This window comes from Rathayibacter oskolensis (genome assembly GCF_900177245.1).
In the GTDB taxonomy this organism is placed as follows: domain Bacteria; phylum Actinomycetota; class Actinomycetes; order Actinomycetales; family Microbacteriaceae; genus Rathayibacter; species Rathayibacter oskolensis.
In genome coordinates, this window is record NZ_FXBM01000001.1 from 1527494 (window position 1) to 1545921 (window position 18428).

Consider the following 18428-nt stretch of genomic DNA (forward strand, 5'->3'; position numbering starts at 1 on the left):
TCTGCCGCCTTCGTCACCGACGCTTCTGCACCGACCGGTGCCCCCGGGGAGGGGTGCTGACGACGCCGCCCCCCTCCCGCCGAGCACGGAGAGGGGGGTCGGCGCGGGCCGGAGACGCTACTTCAGGGTCACCGTCACGGGAGTGCTCACGGTGGTGTTCCCCGCCGCGTCGGTCGCGCGGGCGGTGAGCGGGAAGGTTCCGCGCAGGCCCGTCGTGCTCGTGGTCAGCGACCAGGTGGACGCGTCGGTCCGGACGGCGTCGCCGACCGGGAAGCTGCCGACGAAGAACGTCACACCTGTCACGGCGGTGTCGTCGGCGGCGGTGACGGTGGCGGTGGTCATGCCGCTGAGCACGGCGCCGGCTTGCGGTGAGGTGATCGCGACCGTCGGAGCGGTCGTGTCGGCGACGGGCGCCTCCGGCTGCTCGTCCGGCTCCTCGGACTCGTCCGGCGCCTCGGGAGCCGGGGTCGGCTCCGGGGTCGCGGTCGGCGTCGCAGTGGGCGTCGGCGTTGCAGTGGGCGTGGGCGTCGCGGTCGGAGTGGGCTCTGCGATCGGCGTGGACGTGGGCGTCGCGCTCGGGGTGGGCACTGCGGTCGGCGCGGGCGCCGGAACGCTCGCCCACTCGACGTCGTCCCAGATGTCGGCGAGATAGGCCGTCGTCGGCCGCGTGCTCAGCGCGTCGAGGTCGTCGGCCGTCATCGAGCTGAGCGTCGGGTCGAGCGTGAAGCCACCCGATCGCGCCACCTTGCCGGGGATGTTCGTGCGGGAGTTCGAGACGGCGTCCCACGTCGGCTGCAGGGAGCCGATGAAGGTCGAGCCGGACGCGTCGACGTTGCCACCGCCCGAGCCCTGGACGGCGCTGAGGCTGCCCGCGCTGTTGATCGCTCCGGGGTATCCGGCACCGCCCTTGAGGAACGGGTAGCGCTTGGCGGTGACGGTGCTCCCGACGATCAGCGACTGGTCGAACGCGACGTTCCTGACGCCGCCGATGATGACGGCGGTGTTGTTCGAGCCGAACACGACCGTGTCCCTGACCGTGACCTGGCCGGTGACCCCGCTGCCCTCGATCTGGAGGCTGTCGGTGTGAGGGCGCGGCGGGTTCGAGCCGCCGTACCGCGCGTCGACGTAGTACGACGGGGCGATGTAGCCGCCCTCGATCAGCACATCGCTCATCACGTTGGGCGCGTACGCCTTGATCTGCGACGAGTCGCCGCTCTGCAGCCTCGACTCGGGCTCGACGACCTCGATGAGCTCCACGTCGCGCACCGGAACGTTCGTCATGGCGGCGAGGCCGACCCAGTTCCCCCTGACCCGCAGCCAGGCGAAGGACGAGTGCGTCGCCCCCTTCACATCGATCGACTCGACGTCGAAGCGCATGAGGGTGATGCCCGTGACCGACTTCAGGGCCCACCTGCCGCCGGTCACCGACTGGAAGCCGTCGCGCGCCGTGATCAGCACCTTCGTGCCTCCGGCGTTCTTGTACCCGTTGAGGGCGGAGAGGTCGGCGATGTGCCCCGGCGCCACGCGGATGACCGCTCCCGCCGCGATCTCGGCCGGCTTGAGAGCGTTGAGCGCCTTCCGGATCGCCGTGCCCGAGGCCGCGACGTCCACGACGGTGTAGCTGGAGCGCTCGGAGCGGATGTCGGGGGTGTCCGACGGGTAGTGCGTGCCGTCCGGGCCGTAGGTCGAGCTGCCCACGGCGGCGGACGCGGGCGGCGCCTCCAGGATGGACGTCGCCGTCACGGCGATCCCCACGGCGGCCGTGACCGCGAGGACCCGCACGAAGGTCCTCCTCGCACGCCGCGCGACCTCCGCGCTCAGAGTCCGGGGCGGTGAGGTGCGGGAGGGAGTGGCTCTGGCCATGGGGTGTCTTCCGATCGACTCGTGCTGCGGGGGAGGGAAGTGCCCGGGACGCGTCGCGGCGGGAGGCTCGAAGCGGGTGGCGGAGCGGCACCGCTCCCACGAGGGGAGTGGACCGCGGGCCTACGCGTCACTGCGTTCCGGGCGGATCGTGCGGGACGTCGCCCACCTCTGATGCTGTGAATCAGGGGCGGAGACGATGGTGCTGCGGGCGGTCGAGTCCTCTGATCGTGACGGTCACGGGTTCGAAGCGCCGGCGGGCCGCAGCTTCGGCAGCTCTCGCCACGACGGTCCCGACGGCCGCCGACGCCGAGGGGGTTGACCCGCGGCTGCCTGGTGTGACGCTATCGGCCGCCAGGTCACGGACGGCCGCCTGAACTGAAGCTCCGCAGCTGCGACACCCAAAGAGGGGGAACCGCTGCGTGCGACCCGCGGTACGGCGGCGGAGAGACGCGCGTGGCGTCGCTCACGCCTCCCTCGTTCGACAGAGGGTCGACGGCCGACAGGAGGGCGTCGGCCCGGAGCTCACCTCTCCTGGGAGCGGAGGAGTTCGCGCAGCGAGGAGTAACGGCGCTCCTGATAGACCCCGTGCAGCACGGCGAGCAGCACGGCCGTGGCCAGTCCGGCGAGGACGGCCGGTGACGCCTCACCCGAGGCCTGCACGGTGATGATCGCCACTCCGGCGCCCGCCACGATGGAGTTGACGATCGCGATCGCGGTGGACGTCGTGAAGAACACGCCGATCCAGCTCGCGCGACGCCCGATCGGCAGCATCTCGTTCGGAGCGTGCGGCCCGCTCGGTCGGGGGAAGTACTTCGCGGCGCCCGGAAGAGTCGCGGAGTAGACCGCTCGGATGCGCTGGATGGCATCGAGTGCAGCGACGTCCTCGAGGGACGTCTCGACGAGCCTCTCGTAGGTGAAGATCCCGAGGAGCACGATCACCGGGATGATCACGGTCAGGAAGCCGAGGGCGTAGTCGGTCTGCGCGAGGAAGCCGAAAGCGACCAGAGCGCTGGAGAGAGTCGTGAGGTAGAGGGCTGCGCGGCTGCTGGCCTCGCTCACCGTGATGCCCCGCGCCGATTCGAGCACGAAGTGCTCGGTCAGCAGGGCGCTGTAGAACGCTCCTGCACGGTCCGACAGCGCTTCGAGAGCCTCGTCCGCCGTCGGCAGTGCACTCGCGTCGGCCGGCTCGGGCGCCGGCGTCGTGGCGTCAGTCACCGCGAGGCTCCTCCCGCACCGAGAAGAGGTTGCCGAACGGATCGAGGAGCTGACACAGCCTCTCCCCGGTGAACACGGTCTTCGGGCCGCGATGAGCCGTCGCCCCGTGAGAGGTCCACTCCTGGACGACGACGTCGACATCGGGCATCGTCCAGTACGGACTCGCGCCTGCAGGGCCGGGTGTGTTCAGTGCGTCTGTCCGATGCAGCGTGAGCCTCGTACCTCCGAGGTCGAAGGCGACGAGCGCTCCGCCGCGCACCGCGGGTTCGCGCTGGAGCCGGGCCGTGTACCACTCGACAGCGGCGTCGAGGTCGTCGACGAAGGAGAACACGTTGCCCACTCCGGCAGTCGGTGGTCCGCTCATGCCGGATCCGCTGCGAGCGCCGACTGCAGGAACGCGAGGGACGGCCCGATGGCGTGCTGCGTGTACCCCTCCGCGTGACGGGTCCCGGGGATCAGCTGAAGCGTGCTGGCCACACCGACAGCGGAGAGGGCGGACTGGAGCGACACCGGATCGCTGACCGGGACGAACTCTGCGAGCGAGTTCGCGAGGAACACCGGCCCGCACTGCGCAGAAGCGCGGCGCGTCGTCGAGGCGGCGGCGAGGAGACCGCGGTCGCCGCCGACCTCTCCGAGGATGGTCCACCGCAGGAAGGCGTCGTCCCGCCCGGTCTGGTTGATGTCGGCGCTCTTCATGGCGTCCACGTCCTGGGTCGTGGTCGTCGCGGGAAGCGAATCGGTGGCTTCGACGATGGCGAGGAGATCGAAGATCCCGGACCAGCTGACGGCCGGTCGACCGGTGGCCATGCTCGCCTCGACAGCCAGGTTCCCTCCGGCCGACCCGCCGAAGAACGCGACCTTCGTGCGATCGAACGCCCACTCCGAGGCGAGCGCCCACTCAGCGGCCGCCAGCACGTCGTCCCGGCTGGCGGGGAACGTGGACGCCGGTGCCTCCCGGTAGTTCGGGGCGAAGACGAGGTAGCCGGCCTCGACCAGCATCATCGCCAGTGCGTGCTCCTTTGCTCTTGTCACCGCGGAACCAGCCGCCCCCGTGAATGAGCACGACGGCTGCTCTCGACGCATCCGCCTCAGCCGACACGCTCCGGCTGTAGACGTCGACCGATCGCGAGTCCGAGGCGGTCGACCCGTAGGGGACGTCGAGAGTGACCAGCGGTTCTGCGAGCATGGATCGCCCTTCCCTCAGGGTGCGCAGCGGAGATCGGCACGGGGAGACAGTACGGGCGGAACGGATCCGCGACCTGGCCCTGCTGGGGCCACCGTAGCGCGGACGTCCTGACGCGCGCGATACCGGTGGAGCCGGGCGCCGTTCTCGAGGGCGCAGCCGAGGTGCCGAGGTGCTGTTCGGCTTCGCCGATCAGGGCCGGGACGACGACGAGGCTGCGGTCGCGGGTGCCGGGCGGCGGGCGGCGCCGGGAGGAGCCGACCGCTGACGCTCAGGGCAGCACGCAGCGCCGGGGCGTGGCTAGCAGGTTCCGAGAGACTCGAGGGCCGGTCCGAGGGTGGGAACCCGCCGAGCAGAGTGACGTGATCGAGGTCGTGCTCCTGCAGCGCCGCGCGGGTGGCCTGCGGGATGCAGGTCGGCTCGCTGAGATACAGCGGGGCGCCATGGTCGGCCGCCGCCGGCCCGGCAGCCAGGGCATCCGCGAAGTTCGTCGCGGATGCCAGATAGACGACGTCGGTGAACTCCGTCGGCGGGAAACGGTCGTTGAGAAGACGGCTGGTGTCGTGCCGGTCGACTCCGGCCACGCGATGGACGGTGTCCACGAGCCCGGAGGCTCGCAGGTCGGCCTCGAAACCGGCGATGATCGAGGGAGTGCCCCCGAGCAGCTCCCCGGTTCCCGGGGAGAAGCGGTCGATCGCGGCTCGAGTCGCAGCCTGGGGAGTCGTCTTCTTCGTCCGACGAGCGCAGCGCCTCCGCAGGAGGGACGGGCAGCAGTGAGTGCTGGCACCGTTCACTTTGCTCTCCGCGCTCGCCTTGGTCGGCCGTCCTTCCGCAGACTGGAGTTCGATTGCTCCGCACAACAAGGCGTGTAGCGCCCGTTCACAGGGGCCCCCTAGTGTCGGGATCGATGGGGGCACTGCGCTCCCGCTGAGGGGATCTTCATGTCACTGTTCTCACGCGGCGCCGCCCGGCGGTCGCTCGCCGTTGTCGCGGCCGTCCTGATCGTCGGCTCCGCGCTCGCTACCCCCGCCTACGCCGACACGCTGGAGGAGACCGGCACGATGAGCGGCCGGTTCCTGCTCGAGGGCACTCCCGACGCTCCTCCCGCCGCGGGCACGGAGGTGTACCTGCTCCCAGCGACCGTGAGCGACGCGACTCCCACCGTCATCGCGACGACGGACGCCGACGGCGACTTCAGCGCCGAGGTCGTGGCCGACGAGGACTACACCGTCCTCGCGCAGGTCGAGGACGGCGTGCACGTGCCCCGCAGCCTCGGCGGCACCACACGCACCGACTCGGGGACCGTCTTCACGGTCGCCGCCGGCGAGACGCTCCTCCTTCCCGAGTACGTGCTGCCGCTGGGCGCGACCATCAGCGGCCACGTCGAGACCGACGACGGTGCGTCCGTTCCCGTCACCGCTCAGCAGCCCTTCTACTACGTCGAGACCGTGACGGATGCGGACGGCGACTACACGATCCGTGGACTCGACCTCGGCACCTACACCGTGTCCTTCGACGACCGCACCGGCGACCCGCAGCAGTGGTGGCCGAACACGCCGAACCAGGACGACGCCCAGCCCATCGTCATCACCAGCCTGGGCCAGGCCGTCACCGGGATCGACGCCGACCTCCGCGCCACCCCGAGCACGAACCCGCTCGACTCCGCCCCCTGCCTCGACCGCTCGACGCTGACCGTCGCAAAGGCCACCGCCGCCGCCCGCGCCTACCTTCGCAGCCACCCCGAACTCGGGGCGCTGAAGGACCTCACTCGCGCCGATGTGAAGCAGTACCTCGCCCGCTGCGCCTGACCGTTCTGATCGACTGAGCGGCCGCCGGCACCACGTCGGCGGCCGCTCGCGTCTGCCATCCGGAGAAACATGCTCTTCAGGTGCCGAGAAACTTTCCTCACGAGGTTCGTGCGTGCCGGGGATCAGCCGGGAATCCGTACGCTGAACGCATGGGGTTGAATGCGCAGCGAGTGGTCGGCGTTGGTCTTGTTCCCCTCGCCGTCGCTTTCGTCGGTGTCGCTGTCGGCCTAGCGGTGGCGCCCGATGTGCGAGCAGGGTGGATTGTCGGTGGCGTGACAGCGGCCGCCGTCGGGATCTCGACGCTCGTCGTTGCGCTGTACCTCTTCAGACGTCGATAGGAATCGACACGGTTGTGCGGCGCGCGCGAGGCGGACAAAGGTTCCCCGCCTCGAGCGTGAGATCGGGCACGTTCTCGACGCGATGAACGCGGATTGGATGCACGCGTTCAGAAGCCGACATAACGGTAAGGAAGGCGGTGACTCCCTCGGTGAAGCGGACGCCGTCCGGTCCGTCGGTGTAGGTGACCTGCGGCGTGCACGGGAGCTGCGCGAGGTAGACCACGCCCTCGAAGTCCGTCTGCTGTGGTGCATCGGCCGGCTGCTCCACGAGCCAGCGGTACTTCTGGTGCTGCGAGCTCGCGGCGAGCAGGGCATCGGCCCGCTGCTCCGGCGTCTTCGCGGCATCCATCCAGGCGACCGTCGAGCAGTCGGCGGCGACCACAGCGCTGGCACCCGATGCGCCGAGGATCGTGGGGGAGGTCAGGGCAAGAGCCTGAATCGCTTCAATCTCCCTGAGGAGTGCGGACGCTCGGAGTCAATGGCACGAGCGCGGTCGGCTTCGACGCCCGTCGGCCGCTAGATGTCCCGCAGGGACGGGGACGGCTCCGAGGTCAGCGCGTCCGAGACGGCGTCCCCGATCTTCAGCAGGAGCGGAAGCACCAGCTCCCGTTCCTCGACGGTGAGTCCGTCGTCGGCGATCGCCTCGAGTCGTCCCCAGATCGCCTCGACCCGGTCGCGGAGAGCGTTGCCCGCCGCCGTGGGCTCGACGAGGGTGGCGCGTCGGTCGGTCGGATCGACCCGTCGCCGGACGTATCCCGCGTGCTCCAGTCGCTGCACCGTGCGGGTCGTCGATGCCGAGTCCTTCCCGAATCGTGTCGCCAGCACCGTCTGCCGGACTGGTCCGACCGACCAGAGGTACATCATCAGAGCGCCCTGGTCGGGATGGAGCCCCACCTCGCCCATCAGCTGGGTCGCCAGCGCTCGATGCGCGCGTCCCAGACGGATGATCGCCTGGCTGAGGGGACCGAAGTCGAGCGGTTCGACCGCGGGCTCACTCGCCGCGACGCCCTGTGGTGTCCGCGTCTCCGGTCTCATCAGCTGCCTCCGACAGTAGTCTTCCTGATCTCAAGTCCGGGTAGACCCTACCCGGATCGCAAGAGTCAGAACCCTGAGAATCGGGCCGCTTCACGGAGATAGCTGTGCACAACAGGTAATGTCGCTGTCCTAGACACAGGAGGACACCATGACCCAACCCGGGCCCCCCGCTCACCGCATCGACAGGGACGGGACCGTCGAGCGCTACCGGCTTCTCCCGGCCGCGACGACCGTTCTATTCCGCACCCGGCACCTCTTCGGGCTCGGTGAGGTCGCCGGTACTGTTCAGCTCGCCTCCGGGGGAGTGGACGTCGTCGCCGGCACTCGAGAGCTGCTCTCGCTGGAGGCGGAGCTCGACATGCGGACGTTCGACTCGGGCAGCCGCGCCCGGGACAGAGCGGTCGCGAAGAGGAACGTCCTCGACGTCGAGAACCACCCGCGCGCGCTGTACCGGTCCACCGCTGCCGACCGCACCGCGGACGGATGGCTGGTCCACGGCTCACTCACCGTGAAGGGCATCGCGGCTCCGGTGGACCTCGTGGTCGCCGACCTCGACCCGGACGCCGTGCTCGAGGCTCGTGCGACTGCAGCGCTCGACCGATTCGCGTACGGCATCGCCTTCCCCGCGTTCCTCGCCGACCGTGCGCTGTCGATCTCGATCCTCGCGCGAGCCGAACGGGTCCCCTCCCGTGCCGGAAGCGCCTCCTGATGGCGACGGTAGTGGTGGCGGGTGGCAGGGGAGATCTGGGCGCTCGGATCGTCGACCGTCTCCGGGATCGCGACGCGACCGTCCGGGTACTGACGCGGTCCGGGGGAGGCGGATCAACATCGACGCGAGACGACGTCGAGTTCGTCGAGGCCGACTACAGCGACCAGGAGGCTCTCCGCCGTGCGGTGACCGGCGCTGACGTCGTCGTCTCGGCACTCAGCGGAGCGCGCCCCGTCATCATCGACGCCCAGCGCGCTCTGCTGGATGCGGCGGTCGCCGCCGGCGTTCCGCGGTTCATCCCCTCGGACTACTCCGCCGACTACCGCTCCATCAGGCCGGGCACGAATCGGAACCTGGAACTGCGCCGCGAGTTCGCGAGTGCTCTCGATGCCGCGCCCCTCCGGTCGACCTCCGTCTTCAACGGGGCGTTCACCGATCTGCTGACCGGCCAGGCCCCGCTGATTCTGCCGCGACTGCGCCGGGTCCTCTTCTGGTCGCACCCGGATCAGGTCCTCGACTTCACCACCAAGGACGACACCGCGCGGGTCGCCGCGCTCGTCGCGCTGGACCCGGAGGCGCCGCGGGCTGTGGAGGTGGCAGGGGACAGGGTGACGGCGCGCGGCCTGGCCCGGACGATGTCCGAGCTGACGGGCGACTCCTATCGGCTGCAGTGGGCAGGGACGGTCGGCGGGCTCTCGCAGCTGACGAGAGTGCTCCGTGCCTCGTCGCGCGACACCACGAGTGCCTTCCCCGCGTGGCAGGGGATGCAGTACGTCGTCACCATGTTCAGCGGGGAGGGTCAGCTGCACCACATCGACAACGACCGCTACGGGCCGATCGCCTGGACCACCGCCCGCGACGTCATGGCGCTGCACCTCGCCCGCGCCAGCGACCGCTCCTGAGCGCCGAGCCGGGCCTCACCGCGAGCGAACGGTGAACGCCTCTCCGGGGGCGACGACGCGGATCCGGGACGGATTCACGATGCGCGACCAGAGCACAGCAGGGTCGCCGTTGAACGGCGCGAACTCGGGCGAGTCGACCGAACCCCAGTGGTGGAGGACCAGATCGGCGCGGGGGTAGGCGTTCGCCATCTCGACGGCGCCGTCGAGCCCGAAGTGCCACTCGCTGTCGGAGAAGTCGAAGAGGAGGACGTCGGGCGCGGGCCTCGTGAGGTGGTGAGCGCGGATGAGGCGGGAATCGCCGGGTGCCCAGACGACTCCGTCGACGGTCTCGACCCAGAAGCCGCAGCTGTCCTCGTCGGCGAACCTGCGGCCGTGGTAGCCGGGCTGGGCGTTCTGCCAGGCGTGATCGGCGGGGAGAACGGTGACGCGGACCTGCCCGCCGACGGAGAAGTCGTCGCCGATGTCGTGACCGGTCCCGGGAACGCCCTCGTCCGCCATCACGGACGCGACGTACCGAGTCGTGTGGAAGGCGGCCGTCACGGGAGCCAGCTCCCGGCAGGTCGGGACGCTGAAGTGATCGTTGTCCCCGTGGGTGACGAGGACCGCGTCCACCCGGAGAACGTCTGCGACGCGCAGAGGGATGTCGACGAGCAACGGCATGTCGAAGCTGTGGAGGACGGGATCGATCAGGATCGTGGTTCCTCGGGCGTTGAGGAGGAACCCGGCCATCCCCAGCCACCGCAGAGTGGTGCCGCTGTCGTCCACGAAGGCGTCCTCGCCGATCGGGATGCTGGGAGGGGCGACCGCCTGGCAGGGCTCTCGTGCCGTGCTCATCGGTCGAGGTAGCCCATGTGCTGGGCGTTGTAGCGGTCGCCGTGCACGCCGACGCGGTCGGCGAGGCCGTCGAGGTCGGCGAGCTCGTCGGGGGAGAGGGTGACGGTCGTCGCGTCGGCGTTCTCCTGCACGCGCGAGGCGCGTCGCGTTCCGGGGATCGGCACGATCCAGGGCTGCTGCAGGAGCAGCCAGGCCAGCGCGATCTGCCCGGGGGTGACCTCCTTCGAGGCCGCGAGGGCGGAGACGTGATCGACGAGGGCCTGGTTCGCGGCGAGGTTCTGCGCCTCGAAGCGGGGGACCCGGCGACGGATGTCGTCCGCCGAGAAGGACGCTCCCGCCGTGACGCCTCCCGTGAGGAAGCCCTTGCCGAGAGGACTGAACGGGACGAAGCCGATGCCCAGCTCTGCGAGGACGGGAAGCACCTCGGCTTCCGGATCGCGCGTCCAGAGCGAGTACTCGCTCTGGACGGCCGCCACCGGGTGCACGGCGTGCGCACGGCGGATCGTCTCGGCGGACGCCTCGGACAACCCGAGGTGCCTGACCTTGCCCTCCTCGATGAGCCCGCCCACGGTCCCGGCGACGTCCTCGATGGGCACGTCCGGGTCGACCCTGTGCTGGTAGAAGAGGTCGATCGCGTCGGTGCGCAGGCGGGCGAGGGACGCTTCGGCGACGCGGCGGATCTGCTCCGGGCGACTGTCGAGGCCCGTGCTCACCCCGTCCCGGATGTCCCACCCGAACTTGGTGGCGATGACGACCTGGTCCCGGACGGGGGCGAGGGCCTCCCCGACGAGCTCCTCGTTCTCGTAGGGCCCGTACACCTCGGCGGTGTCGAAGAAGGTGACTCCCACCTCGACCGCGCCGCGGAGCACGCCGATCATGTCGTCGCGGCTGCCGGGATTGGGACCGTAGCTCTGCGACATGCCCATCGCACCGAGACCGATCGCGGACACCCGCAGGCCGTCACCGAGTGTGCGCAGATGCATGGGAACTCCTTCGTCTCGCCGTTGCGGTTCACGATCGACCGTAGGGTCTCCGTCGGCATCGCGGGGTGCTCTGCCCGGACACCTCTCACCAGAGCATCCCGCGACACGGTCCGCGCACAGACCCGCTCCCCGAGGCGCTCCGGCGAGAGGTGTCCTGCAGGAGCACCCCGGGCGGCCGGGTGCGGCCGTAGCGTGTCCGTCATGGACAACCGGAACGAGGTGCGCGAGTTCCTGACCTCGCGTCGCGCTCGCGTGCAACCCGAGCAGGTGCAGCTGCCGGGCGGCCCGAACCGTCGGGTGGCGGGTCTGCGCCGGAGCGAGGTCGCGATGCTGGCGGGCGTGAGCGTGGAGTACTACTCGCGTCTCGAGCGCGGCGATCTCGGTGGGGTGTCCGACACTGTTCTGGCCGCGATCTCGTCGGCGCTGCTGCTGGACGACGCCGAACGCGCTCACCTGGTCGACCTCTCGCGCGCCGCGAACGAGTCGCCCCTGCGCACTCGGCGCGCTGCGCCGAAGAAGCTGAGGTCGAGCATGCAGCTCGTCCTCGACGCCGTCACTGCGGCACCCGCGTTCGTCCGCAACGGCCGGATGGACGTCCTCGCCGAGAACGCTCTCTTCCGCGCCCTCTACACCGACATGTACGGGTCGCCCGAGCGCCCGGTCAACCTCGCGCGCTACGTGTTCCTGCACCGGGAGCGCGCAGAGGAGTTCTACCCCGACTGGTCCCAGGCAGCCGACATCACCGTGGCGATCCTCCGGACGGAGGCCGGCCGGAACCCGCACGATCGGCAGCTGCAGGACCTCGTCGGAGAGCTCTCGACCAGGAGCGACGAGTTCCGGACGCGGTGGGGCGCGCACAACGTGCGGCACCACGTCGCCGGTCAGAAGCACTTCCGCCACCCGGTCGTCGGCGACCTGCACCTGGTCTACGAGGCCATGGAGCCGATGGACTCGCCGGGTCTGAACTTCCTGATCTACAGCGCCGAAGCGGGATCGGCCACCGCCGAGCGGCTGCGCCTGCTCGCGAGCTGGGCGGCGACGTCGCCGACCGTGCCGCCCTCCGCACTCCGGACGGCCCGATCGGAGCGGTCCGACCGTTCGCGCACCTCGTGACGGAGGCGTCGCCGCGGCGGCGTCATCGACTGACCCTGCTGCTGTGCTCGTCCGGCTTCTTCCTGATCACGCTCGACATCCTGATCGTGAACGTCGCTCTGACCGCCATCGGCCGCGATCTGGGCGGTGACACCGTCGCCCTCCAGTGGACCATCGACAGCTACACGCTGGTGTTCGCGGCCCTGCTGCTCCTCGCCGGCAACCTGTCCGAGCGCCTGGGCGCGAAGCGCGCCTTCCGGATCGGGATCATCCTGTTCGCCGCGGCGTCGATCGCGTGCGCCACGGCTCCCTCCATCGAGCTGCTGATCGCCTCCCGTGCCGTCCAGGGAGCCGGAGCCGCTGTGATGCTGCCGGCCTCCATGGCGCTGATCCGCGAGGCGTACGACGACGATCGCGAACGCACGAGGGCGCTGGGGATCTGGGCCGTCGGCGGCGCCGTGGCGACCGCCGTCGGCCCGGTCCTGGGCGGTGCTCTCACCTCCGGCGACTGGCGGCTCGTGTTCGCGATCAACCTGCCCGTCTGCGCACTGATGCTCGTCCTGCTGCGCGCCGTGGGCCGATCCCCGGTCCACAGCTCGCCGTTCGACTGGGCCGGTCAGGTCGCCTCCGTCGTCGGGCTGACCGCGCTGGTCTTCGGCCTCATCGAGGGCGGTGCAGTCGGATTCACTGCACCGCTCGTCCTCGCGAGCCTCGTCACTGCCGTCGCCGCGATCGCCCTCTTCCTCGCGATCCAGGCGCGAGTCCCGCACCCGATGATGCCGCTGGACCTGTTCCGCTCGAGCGGCATGCGGATCTCGCTCGGAGTCGGCTTCGCCTTCATGGTGAGCAACTTCGGCACGGTCTTCGTCCTGAGCCTCTTCCTCCAGCAGCAGCTCGGCCTGCCACCGCTCCTCGCCGGTCTCGTGTTCCTCCCCGGAGCCGGGTTCAGCATCCTCGGCAACGTCCTCAGCGGAACGCTGGCCAACCGCTTCGGCACCCGCGTGCCGATCGTCTCGGGGCTGGTCCTGATGGCGTCCGGTCTCGTCCTCGCCGTCCTCACGGCGCCCCTGGCCTCGCCGGTGCTGGTCGGGACGGCGGTCTGCCTCACCGGCTTCGGAGGCGCGGTCACGATGCCGCCGGTGACCTCGGTGGTGCTCAGCAGCGTCCCGCCCGCTCGGGCGGGAACGGCCAGCGCGGTGTTCAACACCTTCCGTCAGGTCGGAGGCGCGGTGGCGATCGCCGTCTTCGGCGCCTTCATCGCCGACAGCGACTCCTTCGTCCCTGGCCTGCAGCTCAGCCTCGGTACAGCGGCCGTGCTCATCGTCGGTGCTGCGGTCGCGAGCTTCTTCCTCCGCACCGAGCCGCACGCGGCGTAGGTCGGGGTCCCGCCGCGAGCGGGAGCGGGACGGCGACATCCGTCGCGATGGCCGGTCCGATCACTTCAGGGCACCGCCGAGCAGACCGGCGACGTAGCCCTCCGACGAGCGGTCCATCAGTCGGGGGAGCGGCGAGGTGTACGGCGCCTGCGGTCGACTCAGGTGGCGACAGGTTCGAGCGGAACCCATCAATTCTTCGGCTTGTCCCTAGCGCGGGCATCACGACTGGTGAACACGTGGAAGGAGAACGTCTCGTGCCGTTTGACCGTGTACACCGACATCGCACGGGCCGCGAAAAGCTCAGCCGCCGACGACCCAGCGGCCTCACCGCGAGCTGCGCAGACTCTGGCATCCTGTGTCAGAGGGAGCACCCGAACGTGTCTCCTGGCGCTTCCCGAAAGCCCGTAGGAGCGAGCCCGGGCAGAGGCGTCGGCCACCGCGGTGGGGGCGCTCTTCCTCAAGAGAAGGATTCCTGATGGCGGAACCGACACTCGTGGACGTCGCGCGAGTCGCCGGGGTGTCTCGCGCGACCGCCGCTCGAGTTCTTGCAGGCAGAACCAACGTCGATGCCGGTATGACCGCGGCCGTTGAGCACGCGGCGAAGCAACTGGGCTACGAGGCGAACGGTGCCGCGAGGATGCTGCGCGGGGGACGCGCGGACTCGATCGCGTTGATCGTGGCCTTCCACGATCTCGACCGTCTGCCCGGGACCATCCTCACGGCTGTCCTGAAGGGCGCCGCTGCGTCCCTCCACGCCCAGGGAATTCAACCCATCCTGCTGCCTGCCGATCACAACGACAGCGGACGGGTGTCTCGGCTGCTTCGCTCGCGCGCGATCGACGGAGCGATCGTGATTCTCCAGAACGAGATGACGGAGGTGACCCAGACGCTCGCGAACTCTTCCGCCCCGATCGCCTGGGTGGGACGGCCGCGCGTCGGTCTCGCCGAGAACGCGATCGTGGTCGACGCGGACAACTACGGGGGCGGGAGGCTCGCCGCGCGAACACTGGCGGAATCCGGCCGTCGCCGACTCGGCATCATCGCCGGTCCCCATGACATGAAGCCGGCACGCGAACGGTTGCGCGGCTGGCGCGACGAGCTGGTGCACCTGGGCATCGACTACACGCCGCTGGTGCACGGCGCGTTCACGATAGAGAGCGGCTTGTCGGCGATGGTGCGTCTCCTGCAGCGCCACCCCGACCTCGACGGCGTCTTCGCCTCCTCGGACCTCATGGCCAACGGCGCGATCCACGCCCTCCAGGCGTCCGGACGGCACGTGCCGACCGATGTCTCGGTCGTCGGATTCGACGACGTCGCCATCGCGATCACCACGAATCCACCGCTCACCACCATCCGGCAGCCCCTCGCGGACATGGGCCGCGTCGCCGCCGAAACGGTCGTCGCGATCCTGCACGGACGCGAGGTGGACCGGCAGCCGATCCTGGCCACCCACCTCGTTCAGCGGGAGTCCGCGTAAGTGCAGAAGACACCAGGGATGAATGCCGCCAGTCCGCGAATTGACATAATGTGCATTATCGGATATGCCGAGAGGGGGTCTCGCCGCCACCGCCGGTCACGTCGAAGCTCAGACGGCCCGCCGAGCGTTCTTCTCGACTAGCTGAGACGCCGGAGATCGTCCTTGGCGATGTCGACAGCGCGCTTCGCGTTCTTGACGGCTGACCGCGCCGGTCCCACCTTGTCGAAGCCCCTCGCCAGGTCTTCCTTCTCGGTCTTGAGATGGACGCCGAGAACCGCTCTAGCAGCGCTGAGCTCTCCCTCAAGTCGCCTGAGTGCGGCCTGTGCTTGCTCTTTCGGTGTCGCCATCGGGCTTCCTCCATCTTGTGTGATCCGCACCCGGCTCGAACCTGTCGAAAGGTGTCGATTCGGGACATGAATCTCGCGTGGTGCATCCCGGTCGAGATGTTCGACCGGCGCTTGCTCTTGCCGCCTTGATATCTTGCTTTCGGTATTGAAATGTACTCTTGCGAGTTGAGAGTGAACCCGCTTCTGTTGAGTGTTCGTTGTCCCAAGTGCTCGGCTTGATCTGCGCCAATCTAGCGTCGGGTCACTTGCACTACCAGAGCAATATCTCGAATTGATGAGCATGCGCCCACGATCGCAGCGCATACCAGGCCCCGCGGGAGGGCACGCACCTCAGACACCGTGCCTCTGTGTGAATCTGATCGCTGTATCTGAACGGGTCGCACCTCGTGCGAACATACCAGCTTCGAACCGACGTATCTTGCTCATATCGGAGGCCTATCGCTAGCGGCAGAAAAGGACCGCTGGCGTTTCGGCGACGACCCAATGAAGAATTCTTGTTCGACAAGGACGGCAACTGGATCGGCCGGTCTACCTCGGAACAACTGTCAGGAATCGCCTCCTCGCCCACTCCACTCCGCGCTGCCGCCACCACCTGGGGAACCCTCCGTCGATGCGATCTGCTCGACGGGAAGCCGGCCGGCGCAGGGGCACTGTTGATCGGATCCCCCGGAGGCGCGACGCTGGGTGGAGCCGGAGTCTCCGGCGTTCTCGGCGGACCAGGAGGATCAGATGGGGAAGATCGTCGTCAGCAGCATGGTGAGCATCGACGGCTTCACCGAGGGCTCAGGCGGTGACGTGTCGCAGATGCCCATGGACCTCGCGTTCGCCGAGCACAACGCCGACCGGGTCCGTTCGGCGAGCCGTCTGCTGTTCGGAGCGAGGAGCTACGTCGGGATGATGCAGTACTGGCCCCACCAGGTCGACAACGAGGAGGCGATCCCCGAAGACCGGTACATCGCCTCCCGGTACGCGACCGATCTCGGCATCACCGTGGTGTCCGACAGCCTGACCCGCGCCGACGTCACCGTGTGGAGCGACCGCACCGAGATCGTCTCGCGCCCGGAGGCGCACGCCCATCTGAGGAGGCTGCGCGAGACCGAGGCCGAGGACATCCTCGTCTTCGGCAGCCGCACCCTCTGGACGGACCTGCTCGCTCACGGCCTGGTGGACGAGATGCACCTGCTCGTCGGGCCGAAGATCGTCGCAGGCGACGCCCGTGCCTTCACCGGACTCCCCCGGATCGACCTCACGCTGCTCGGAGTGCGCACCTGGAAGGACTCGAGCACGGTCGCTCTCTCCTACCGTCCCGAGAACGCTCCCCGGGCGACGGCTCGTGACGTGGCGTACAACTGAGGCCGGCTCAGAGCCAGCCGCCGTCCACGACCCAGTTCTGCGCCGTGCACATCGCGGAGTCGTCCGCGGCGAGCCAGAGGACGAGACGCGCGACGTCCTCCGGCACGAGGCGGCCGGGAAGGCACTGGCTCTCGTCGATGTGCAGCTCCGCCTCCGGGGTGACGACGTGCCGCAGCTGCCGCTCGGTCATGATCCACCCGGGGATCACGCAGTTGACGCGCACTCCCCCGGCACCGAGCTCGCGCGCGAGAGCGCGCGTCATGCCCTCGATCCCGGCCTTGGCCGTGATGTAGCCGACCAGGTCGACGAGGTCGATGTGGGCGCTGATCGACCCGAGGTTGATGATCGAGCCCGCCCGGGCGCGCAGCATCTGCCGTGACACCAGTCGCGCGGCGAAGAACTGGTGCCGGAGGTTCACGGCCATGCGGTCGTCCCAGTACTCCGGATCGAGGTCCTCGATCGTGTGGCGCGCATCGTTCGCCGCGTTGTTGACGAGCACATGGGCGGCGCCGAGATCGGCCGTGAGCCGCCCGACGGCGCGCTCGAGGGCCGCGACGTCGCGGACGTCGCACGCTTCGAACCGCACGCCCTCGCCGAGCTCGCGAGCGAGATCCTCGCCCCGCTCGGCGTCGAGGTCGACGAACCCCACCCGCGCCCCCTGAGCGACGAACTGGCGGACGAACTCGGCGCCCAGGCCGGAGGCGCCGCCGGTGACGACCACCGTCCTGTCGACCAGGCTCGGGTACATGGCGTACGAGCTCATCGGGTCGCGCCCTGGGCGGGGATGACGATCGAGCGCCCGACGCTGCCGTGCTGCAGCGCGTCGAAGGCCGAGTCGATGGCATCGAGGGTGAACCGCTCGCCGATCAGGAGATCGAGGGGCAGTGCGCCGCTGCGGTAGAGGTCGAAGATCCTCGGGAGGTCCAGCTGCGGGATCGAGGACCCGTACAGCGACCCGGCCACGCGCTTCTGCTTCTGCACGAGATCGTTGATGCCGATGTCGAAGCGCTGCCCGACCCGGCCCAGTCCCACGGCGATCGCTGTTCCTCCCGGCTGCAGCACGGCCACGGCCGACGCCAGTGTCTCCGCCCGGCCCACCGCCTCCACGACCCACGGCACCCCGCCGGGCACGAGGGCGAGGACCTGCTCGGCCGTGTCGCCTCGAGCGCCGTCGACCACGTGCGTCGCACCCAGTGTGGTCGCGAGCGCGAGCCGACTGTCGTCGACGTCGACCGCGATGACGGTGCTCGCGCCCGCGGCTCGGGCGCCCATGACGGCCGAGAGGCCGACACCGCCGGCGCCGATCACCACGACCGCATCGCCGAGGCACGCGCCGATCACGTTCAGCACCGCCCCGACTCCCGTGATGACCGCGCAGCCGGCGATCGCCGCGATCTCCGCGGGGACGTCGTCGGGAACGCGCACCACGCTGCGCTCGGGCACGACCACCTGCTCGGCGAAGCACGACACCCCGAGGAGGTGGTGGATGGTCTCGCCGTCCCGGCTGAGGCGGCTCGTGCCGTCGAGGAGGCCACCGGACGCCGCCTGGATCGGGCCGGACTCGCACATGATCGGCCTGCCCGCGACGCACTGCCGACACCTGCCGCAGTTGGGGCGCCAGAGCAGCGCCACCCGGTCCCCCACCTCGAATCCCTCGCGGACATCGGGCCCGAGGCCGATGATGCGCCCCGCACCCTCGTGGCCCGGAACCACCGGCAGCGGACAGCGCAGATCGCCGCGGAGGTAGTGCAGATCGGAGTGGCAGACGCCCGCCGCCTCGATCTCGACCAGGAGCTCGCCCCGACCGGGGTCGCTGATGTCGATCTCCTCCACCGAGAGCGGCGCTCCGAACTCCCGCAGCACCGCTGCGCGCGCCCGGGTGCTCATCGGGGTCCCCGTCTGGTCGTCCGCGT

At 69.7% G+C, this 18428-nt stretch carries 19 protein-coding genes; 7 read left to right on the forward strand and 12 right to left on the reverse strand.

Annotated features, from left to right (window positions below):
* Nucleotides 1–117: 117 nt before the first annotated feature.
* From B9Y99_RS19000 to B9Y99_RS19445, 5 genes are all read right to left on the reverse strand, one after another.
* Complete coding sequence (locus tag B9Y99_RS19000; protein WP_129587931.1) at nt 118–1782, reverse strand: Ig-like domain-containing protein; 1665 nt, start codon at nt 1780–1782, stop codon at nt 118–120.
* A 603-nt stretch (nt 1783–2385) separates the two neighbouring features.
* A complete protein-coding gene (locus B9Y99_RS07320; RefSeq protein ID WP_085475843.1) occupies nt 2386–3078 on the reverse strand; it encodes a hypothetical protein in 693 nt (230 codons plus the stop codon).
* Nucleotides 3071–3442, reverse strand: coding sequence for a VOC family protein (locus B9Y99_RS07325; protein ID WP_129587932.1), 372 nt, complete (start codon nt 3440–3442; stop codon nt 3071–3073). The genes B9Y99_RS07320 and B9Y99_RS07325 overlap by 8 nt, the downstream gene beginning before the upstream one ends.
* Entirely contained in the window at nt 3439–4110 is a 672-nt protein-coding gene (locus B9Y99_RS07330; RefSeq protein ID WP_165759556.1) for an alpha/beta hydrolase fold domain-containing protein, read from the reverse strand. Before B9Y99_RS07330 ends, B9Y99_RS07325 begins: the two co-directional genes overlap by 4 nt.
* Nucleotides 4111–4278: 168 nt before the next feature.
* On the reverse strand, nt 4279–5178 hold the full coding sequence (locus B9Y99_RS19445; protein ID WP_085475846.1) for a cell wall-binding repeat-containing protein: 900 nt from the start codon (nt 5176–5178) through the stop codon (nt 4279–4281).
* Nucleotides 5179–5202: 24 nt separating this feature from the next.
* On the opposite strand from B9Y99_RS19445, the gene B9Y99_RS07340 reads away from it, so the two are divergent.
* On the forward strand, nt 5203–6069 hold the full coding sequence (locus B9Y99_RS07340) for a carboxypeptidase-like regulatory domain-containing protein (protein WP_085475847.1): 867 nt from the start codon (nt 5203–5205) through the stop codon (nt 6067–6069).
* A 324-nt stretch (nt 6070–6393) separates the two neighbouring features.
* On the opposite strand, the gene B9Y99_RS19005 is transcribed toward B9Y99_RS07340, so the two are convergent.
* Both B9Y99_RS19005 and B9Y99_RS07350 read right to left on the reverse strand, forming a co-directional pair.
* Complete coding sequence (locus tag B9Y99_RS19005; protein WP_208856894.1) at nt 6394–6789, reverse strand: hypothetical protein; 396 nt, start codon at nt 6787–6789, stop codon at nt 6394–6396.
* Between the two features lie 134 nt (nt 6790–6923).
* Nucleotides 6924–7442, reverse strand: coding sequence for a MarR family winged helix-turn-helix transcriptional regulator (locus B9Y99_RS07350; protein ID WP_085475848.1), 519 nt, complete (start codon nt 7440–7442; stop codon nt 6924–6926).
* 148 nt (nt 7443–7590) lie between these two features.
* Between B9Y99_RS07350 and B9Y99_RS07355 the strand changes: the two genes are divergently transcribed.
* Both B9Y99_RS07355 and B9Y99_RS07360 read left to right on the forward strand, forming a co-directional pair.
* The gene (locus B9Y99_RS07355) at nt 7591–8151 is read left to right on the forward strand and encodes a YceI family protein (protein WP_085475849.1); all 561 of its coding nucleotides are present in this window, start codon (nt 7591–7593) and stop codon (nt 8149–8151) included.
* Nucleotides 8151–9053, forward strand: coding sequence for an NmrA family NAD(P)-binding protein (locus B9Y99_RS07360; protein ID WP_085475850.1), 903 nt, complete (start codon nt 8151–8153; stop codon nt 9051–9053). Before B9Y99_RS07355 ends, B9Y99_RS07360 begins: the two co-directional genes overlap by 1 nt.
* 15 nt (nt 9054–9068) lie before the next feature.
* On the opposite strand, the gene B9Y99_RS07365 is transcribed toward B9Y99_RS07360, so the two are convergent.
* Together B9Y99_RS07365 and B9Y99_RS07370 are read right to left on the reverse strand one after the other, a co-directional pair.
* Nucleotides 9069–9887 carry an MBL fold metallo-hydrolase gene (locus tag B9Y99_RS07365; protein WP_085475851.1) on the reverse strand — a complete coding sequence of 273 codons (819 nt, stop codon included), beginning with the start codon at nt 9885–9887 and terminating at the stop codon, nt 9069–9071.
* Nucleotides 9884–10870, reverse strand: a complete 987-nt coding sequence (locus tag B9Y99_RS07370) for an aldo/keto reductase (protein ID WP_085475852.1) — start codon at nt 10868–10870, stop codon at nt 9884–9886. Before B9Y99_RS07370 ends, B9Y99_RS07365 begins: the two co-directional genes overlap by 4 nt.
* Nucleotides 10871–11071: 201 nt before the next feature.
* Between B9Y99_RS07370 and B9Y99_RS07375 the strand changes: the two genes are divergently transcribed.
* From B9Y99_RS07375 to B9Y99_RS07385, 3 genes are all read left to right on the forward strand, one after another.
* Nucleotides 11072–11983, forward strand: a complete 912-nt coding sequence (locus B9Y99_RS07375; protein WP_085476298.1) for a helix-turn-helix transcriptional regulator — start codon at nt 11072–11074, stop codon at nt 11981–11983.
* A complete protein-coding gene (locus tag B9Y99_RS07380; RefSeq protein WP_085475853.1) occupies nt 11980–13338 on the forward strand; it encodes an MFS transporter in 1359 nt (452 codons plus the stop codon). The genes B9Y99_RS07375 and B9Y99_RS07380 overlap by 4 nt, the downstream gene beginning before the upstream one ends.
* Nucleotides 13339–13813: 475 nt before the next feature.
* Nucleotides 13814–14815: a LacI family DNA-binding transcriptional regulator gene (locus tag B9Y99_RS07385; protein WP_280158015.1), complete on the forward strand. Its 1002-nt coding sequence runs from the start codon at nt 13814–13816 to the stop codon at nt 14813–14815.
* 137 nt (nt 14816–14952) lie between these two features.
* On the opposite strand, the gene B9Y99_RS07390 is transcribed toward B9Y99_RS07385, so the two are convergent.
* On the reverse strand, nt 14953–15162 hold the full coding sequence (locus tag B9Y99_RS07390) for a hypothetical protein (protein WP_085475854.1): 210 nt from the start codon (nt 15160–15162) through the stop codon (nt 14953–14955).
* Between the two features lie 729 nt (nt 15163–15891).
* On the opposite strand from B9Y99_RS07390, the gene B9Y99_RS07395 reads away from it, so the two are divergent.
* Nucleotides 15892–16515, forward strand: a complete 624-nt coding sequence (locus tag B9Y99_RS07395; protein ID WP_129587933.1) for a dihydrofolate reductase family protein — start codon at nt 15892–15894, stop codon at nt 16513–16515.
* A gap of 7 nt (nt 16516–16522) precedes the next feature.
* On the opposite strand, the gene B9Y99_RS07400 is transcribed toward B9Y99_RS07395, so the two are convergent.
* Nucleotides 16523–17278 (reverse strand): SDR family NAD(P)-dependent oxidoreductase, encoded by a 756-nt coding sequence (locus B9Y99_RS07400; protein ID WP_085475856.1) that lies wholly within the window; start codon nt 17276–17278, stop codon nt 16523–16525.
* Nucleotides 17275–18402 (reverse strand): zinc-binding dehydrogenase, encoded by a 1128-nt coding sequence (locus B9Y99_RS07405; RefSeq protein ID WP_208856895.1) that lies wholly within the window; start codon nt 18400–18402, stop codon nt 17275–17277. Before B9Y99_RS07405 ends, B9Y99_RS07400 begins: the two co-directional genes overlap by 4 nt.
* Nucleotides 18403–18428: the final 26 nt, after the last annotated feature.

What these genes read in the sequence shown, in the direction of transcription:
- B9Y99_RS07340 (WP_085475847.1), top strand. Translation starts at nt 5,203, where the DNA reads ATGTCACTGTTCTCACGCGGCGCCGCCCGGCGGTCGCTCGCCGTTGTC.
- B9Y99_RS07390 (WP_085475854.1), bottom strand. Translation starts at nt 15,162, where the DNA reads ATGGCGACACCGAAAGAGCAAGCACAGGCCGCACTCAGGCGACTTGAG.
- B9Y99_RS07395 (WP_129587933.1), top strand. Translation starts at nt 15,892, where the DNA reads ATGGGGAAGATCGTCGTCAGCAGCATGGTGAGCATCGACGGCTTCACC.
- B9Y99_RS07385 (WP_280158015.1), top strand. Translation starts at nt 13,814, where the DNA reads ATGGCGGAACCGACACTCGTGGACGTCGCGCGAGTCGCCGGGGTGTCT.
- B9Y99_RS07405 (WP_208856895.1), bottom strand. Translation starts at nt 18,402, where the DNA reads ATGAGCACCCGGGCGCGCGCAGCGGTGCTGCGGGAGTTCGGAGCGCCG.
- B9Y99_RS07350 (WP_085475848.1), bottom strand. Translation starts at nt 7,442, where the DNA reads ATGAGACCGGAGACGCGGACACCACAGGGCGTCGCGGCGAGTGAGCCC.
- B9Y99_RS07355 (WP_085475849.1), top strand. Translation starts at nt 7,591, where the DNA reads ATGACCCAACCCGGGCCCCCCGCTCACCGCATCGACAGGGACGGGACC.
- B9Y99_RS07400 (WP_085475856.1), bottom strand. Translation starts at nt 17,278, where the DNA reads ATGAGCTCGTACGCCATGTACCCGAGCCTGGTCGACAGGACGGTGGTC.
- B9Y99_RS07325 (WP_129587932.1), bottom strand. Translation starts at nt 3,442, where the DNA reads ATGAGCGGACCACCGACTGCCGGAGTGGGCAACGTGTTCTCCTTCGTC.
- B9Y99_RS07370 (WP_085475852.1), bottom strand. Translation starts at nt 10,870, where the DNA reads ATGCATCTGCGCACACTCGGTGACGGCCTGCGGGTGTCCGCGATCGGT.
- B9Y99_RS07360 (WP_085475850.1), top strand. Translation starts at nt 8,151, where the DNA reads ATGGCGACGGTAGTGGTGGCGGGTGGCAGGGGAGATCTGGGCGCTCGG.
- B9Y99_RS07375 (WP_085476298.1), top strand. Translation starts at nt 11,072, where the DNA reads ATGGACAACCGGAACGAGGTGCGCGAGTTCCTGACCTCGCGTCGCGCT.
- B9Y99_RS07365 (WP_085475851.1), bottom strand. Translation starts at nt 9,887, where the DNA reads ATGAGCACGGCACGAGAGCCCTGCCAGGCGGTCGCCCCTCCCAGCATC.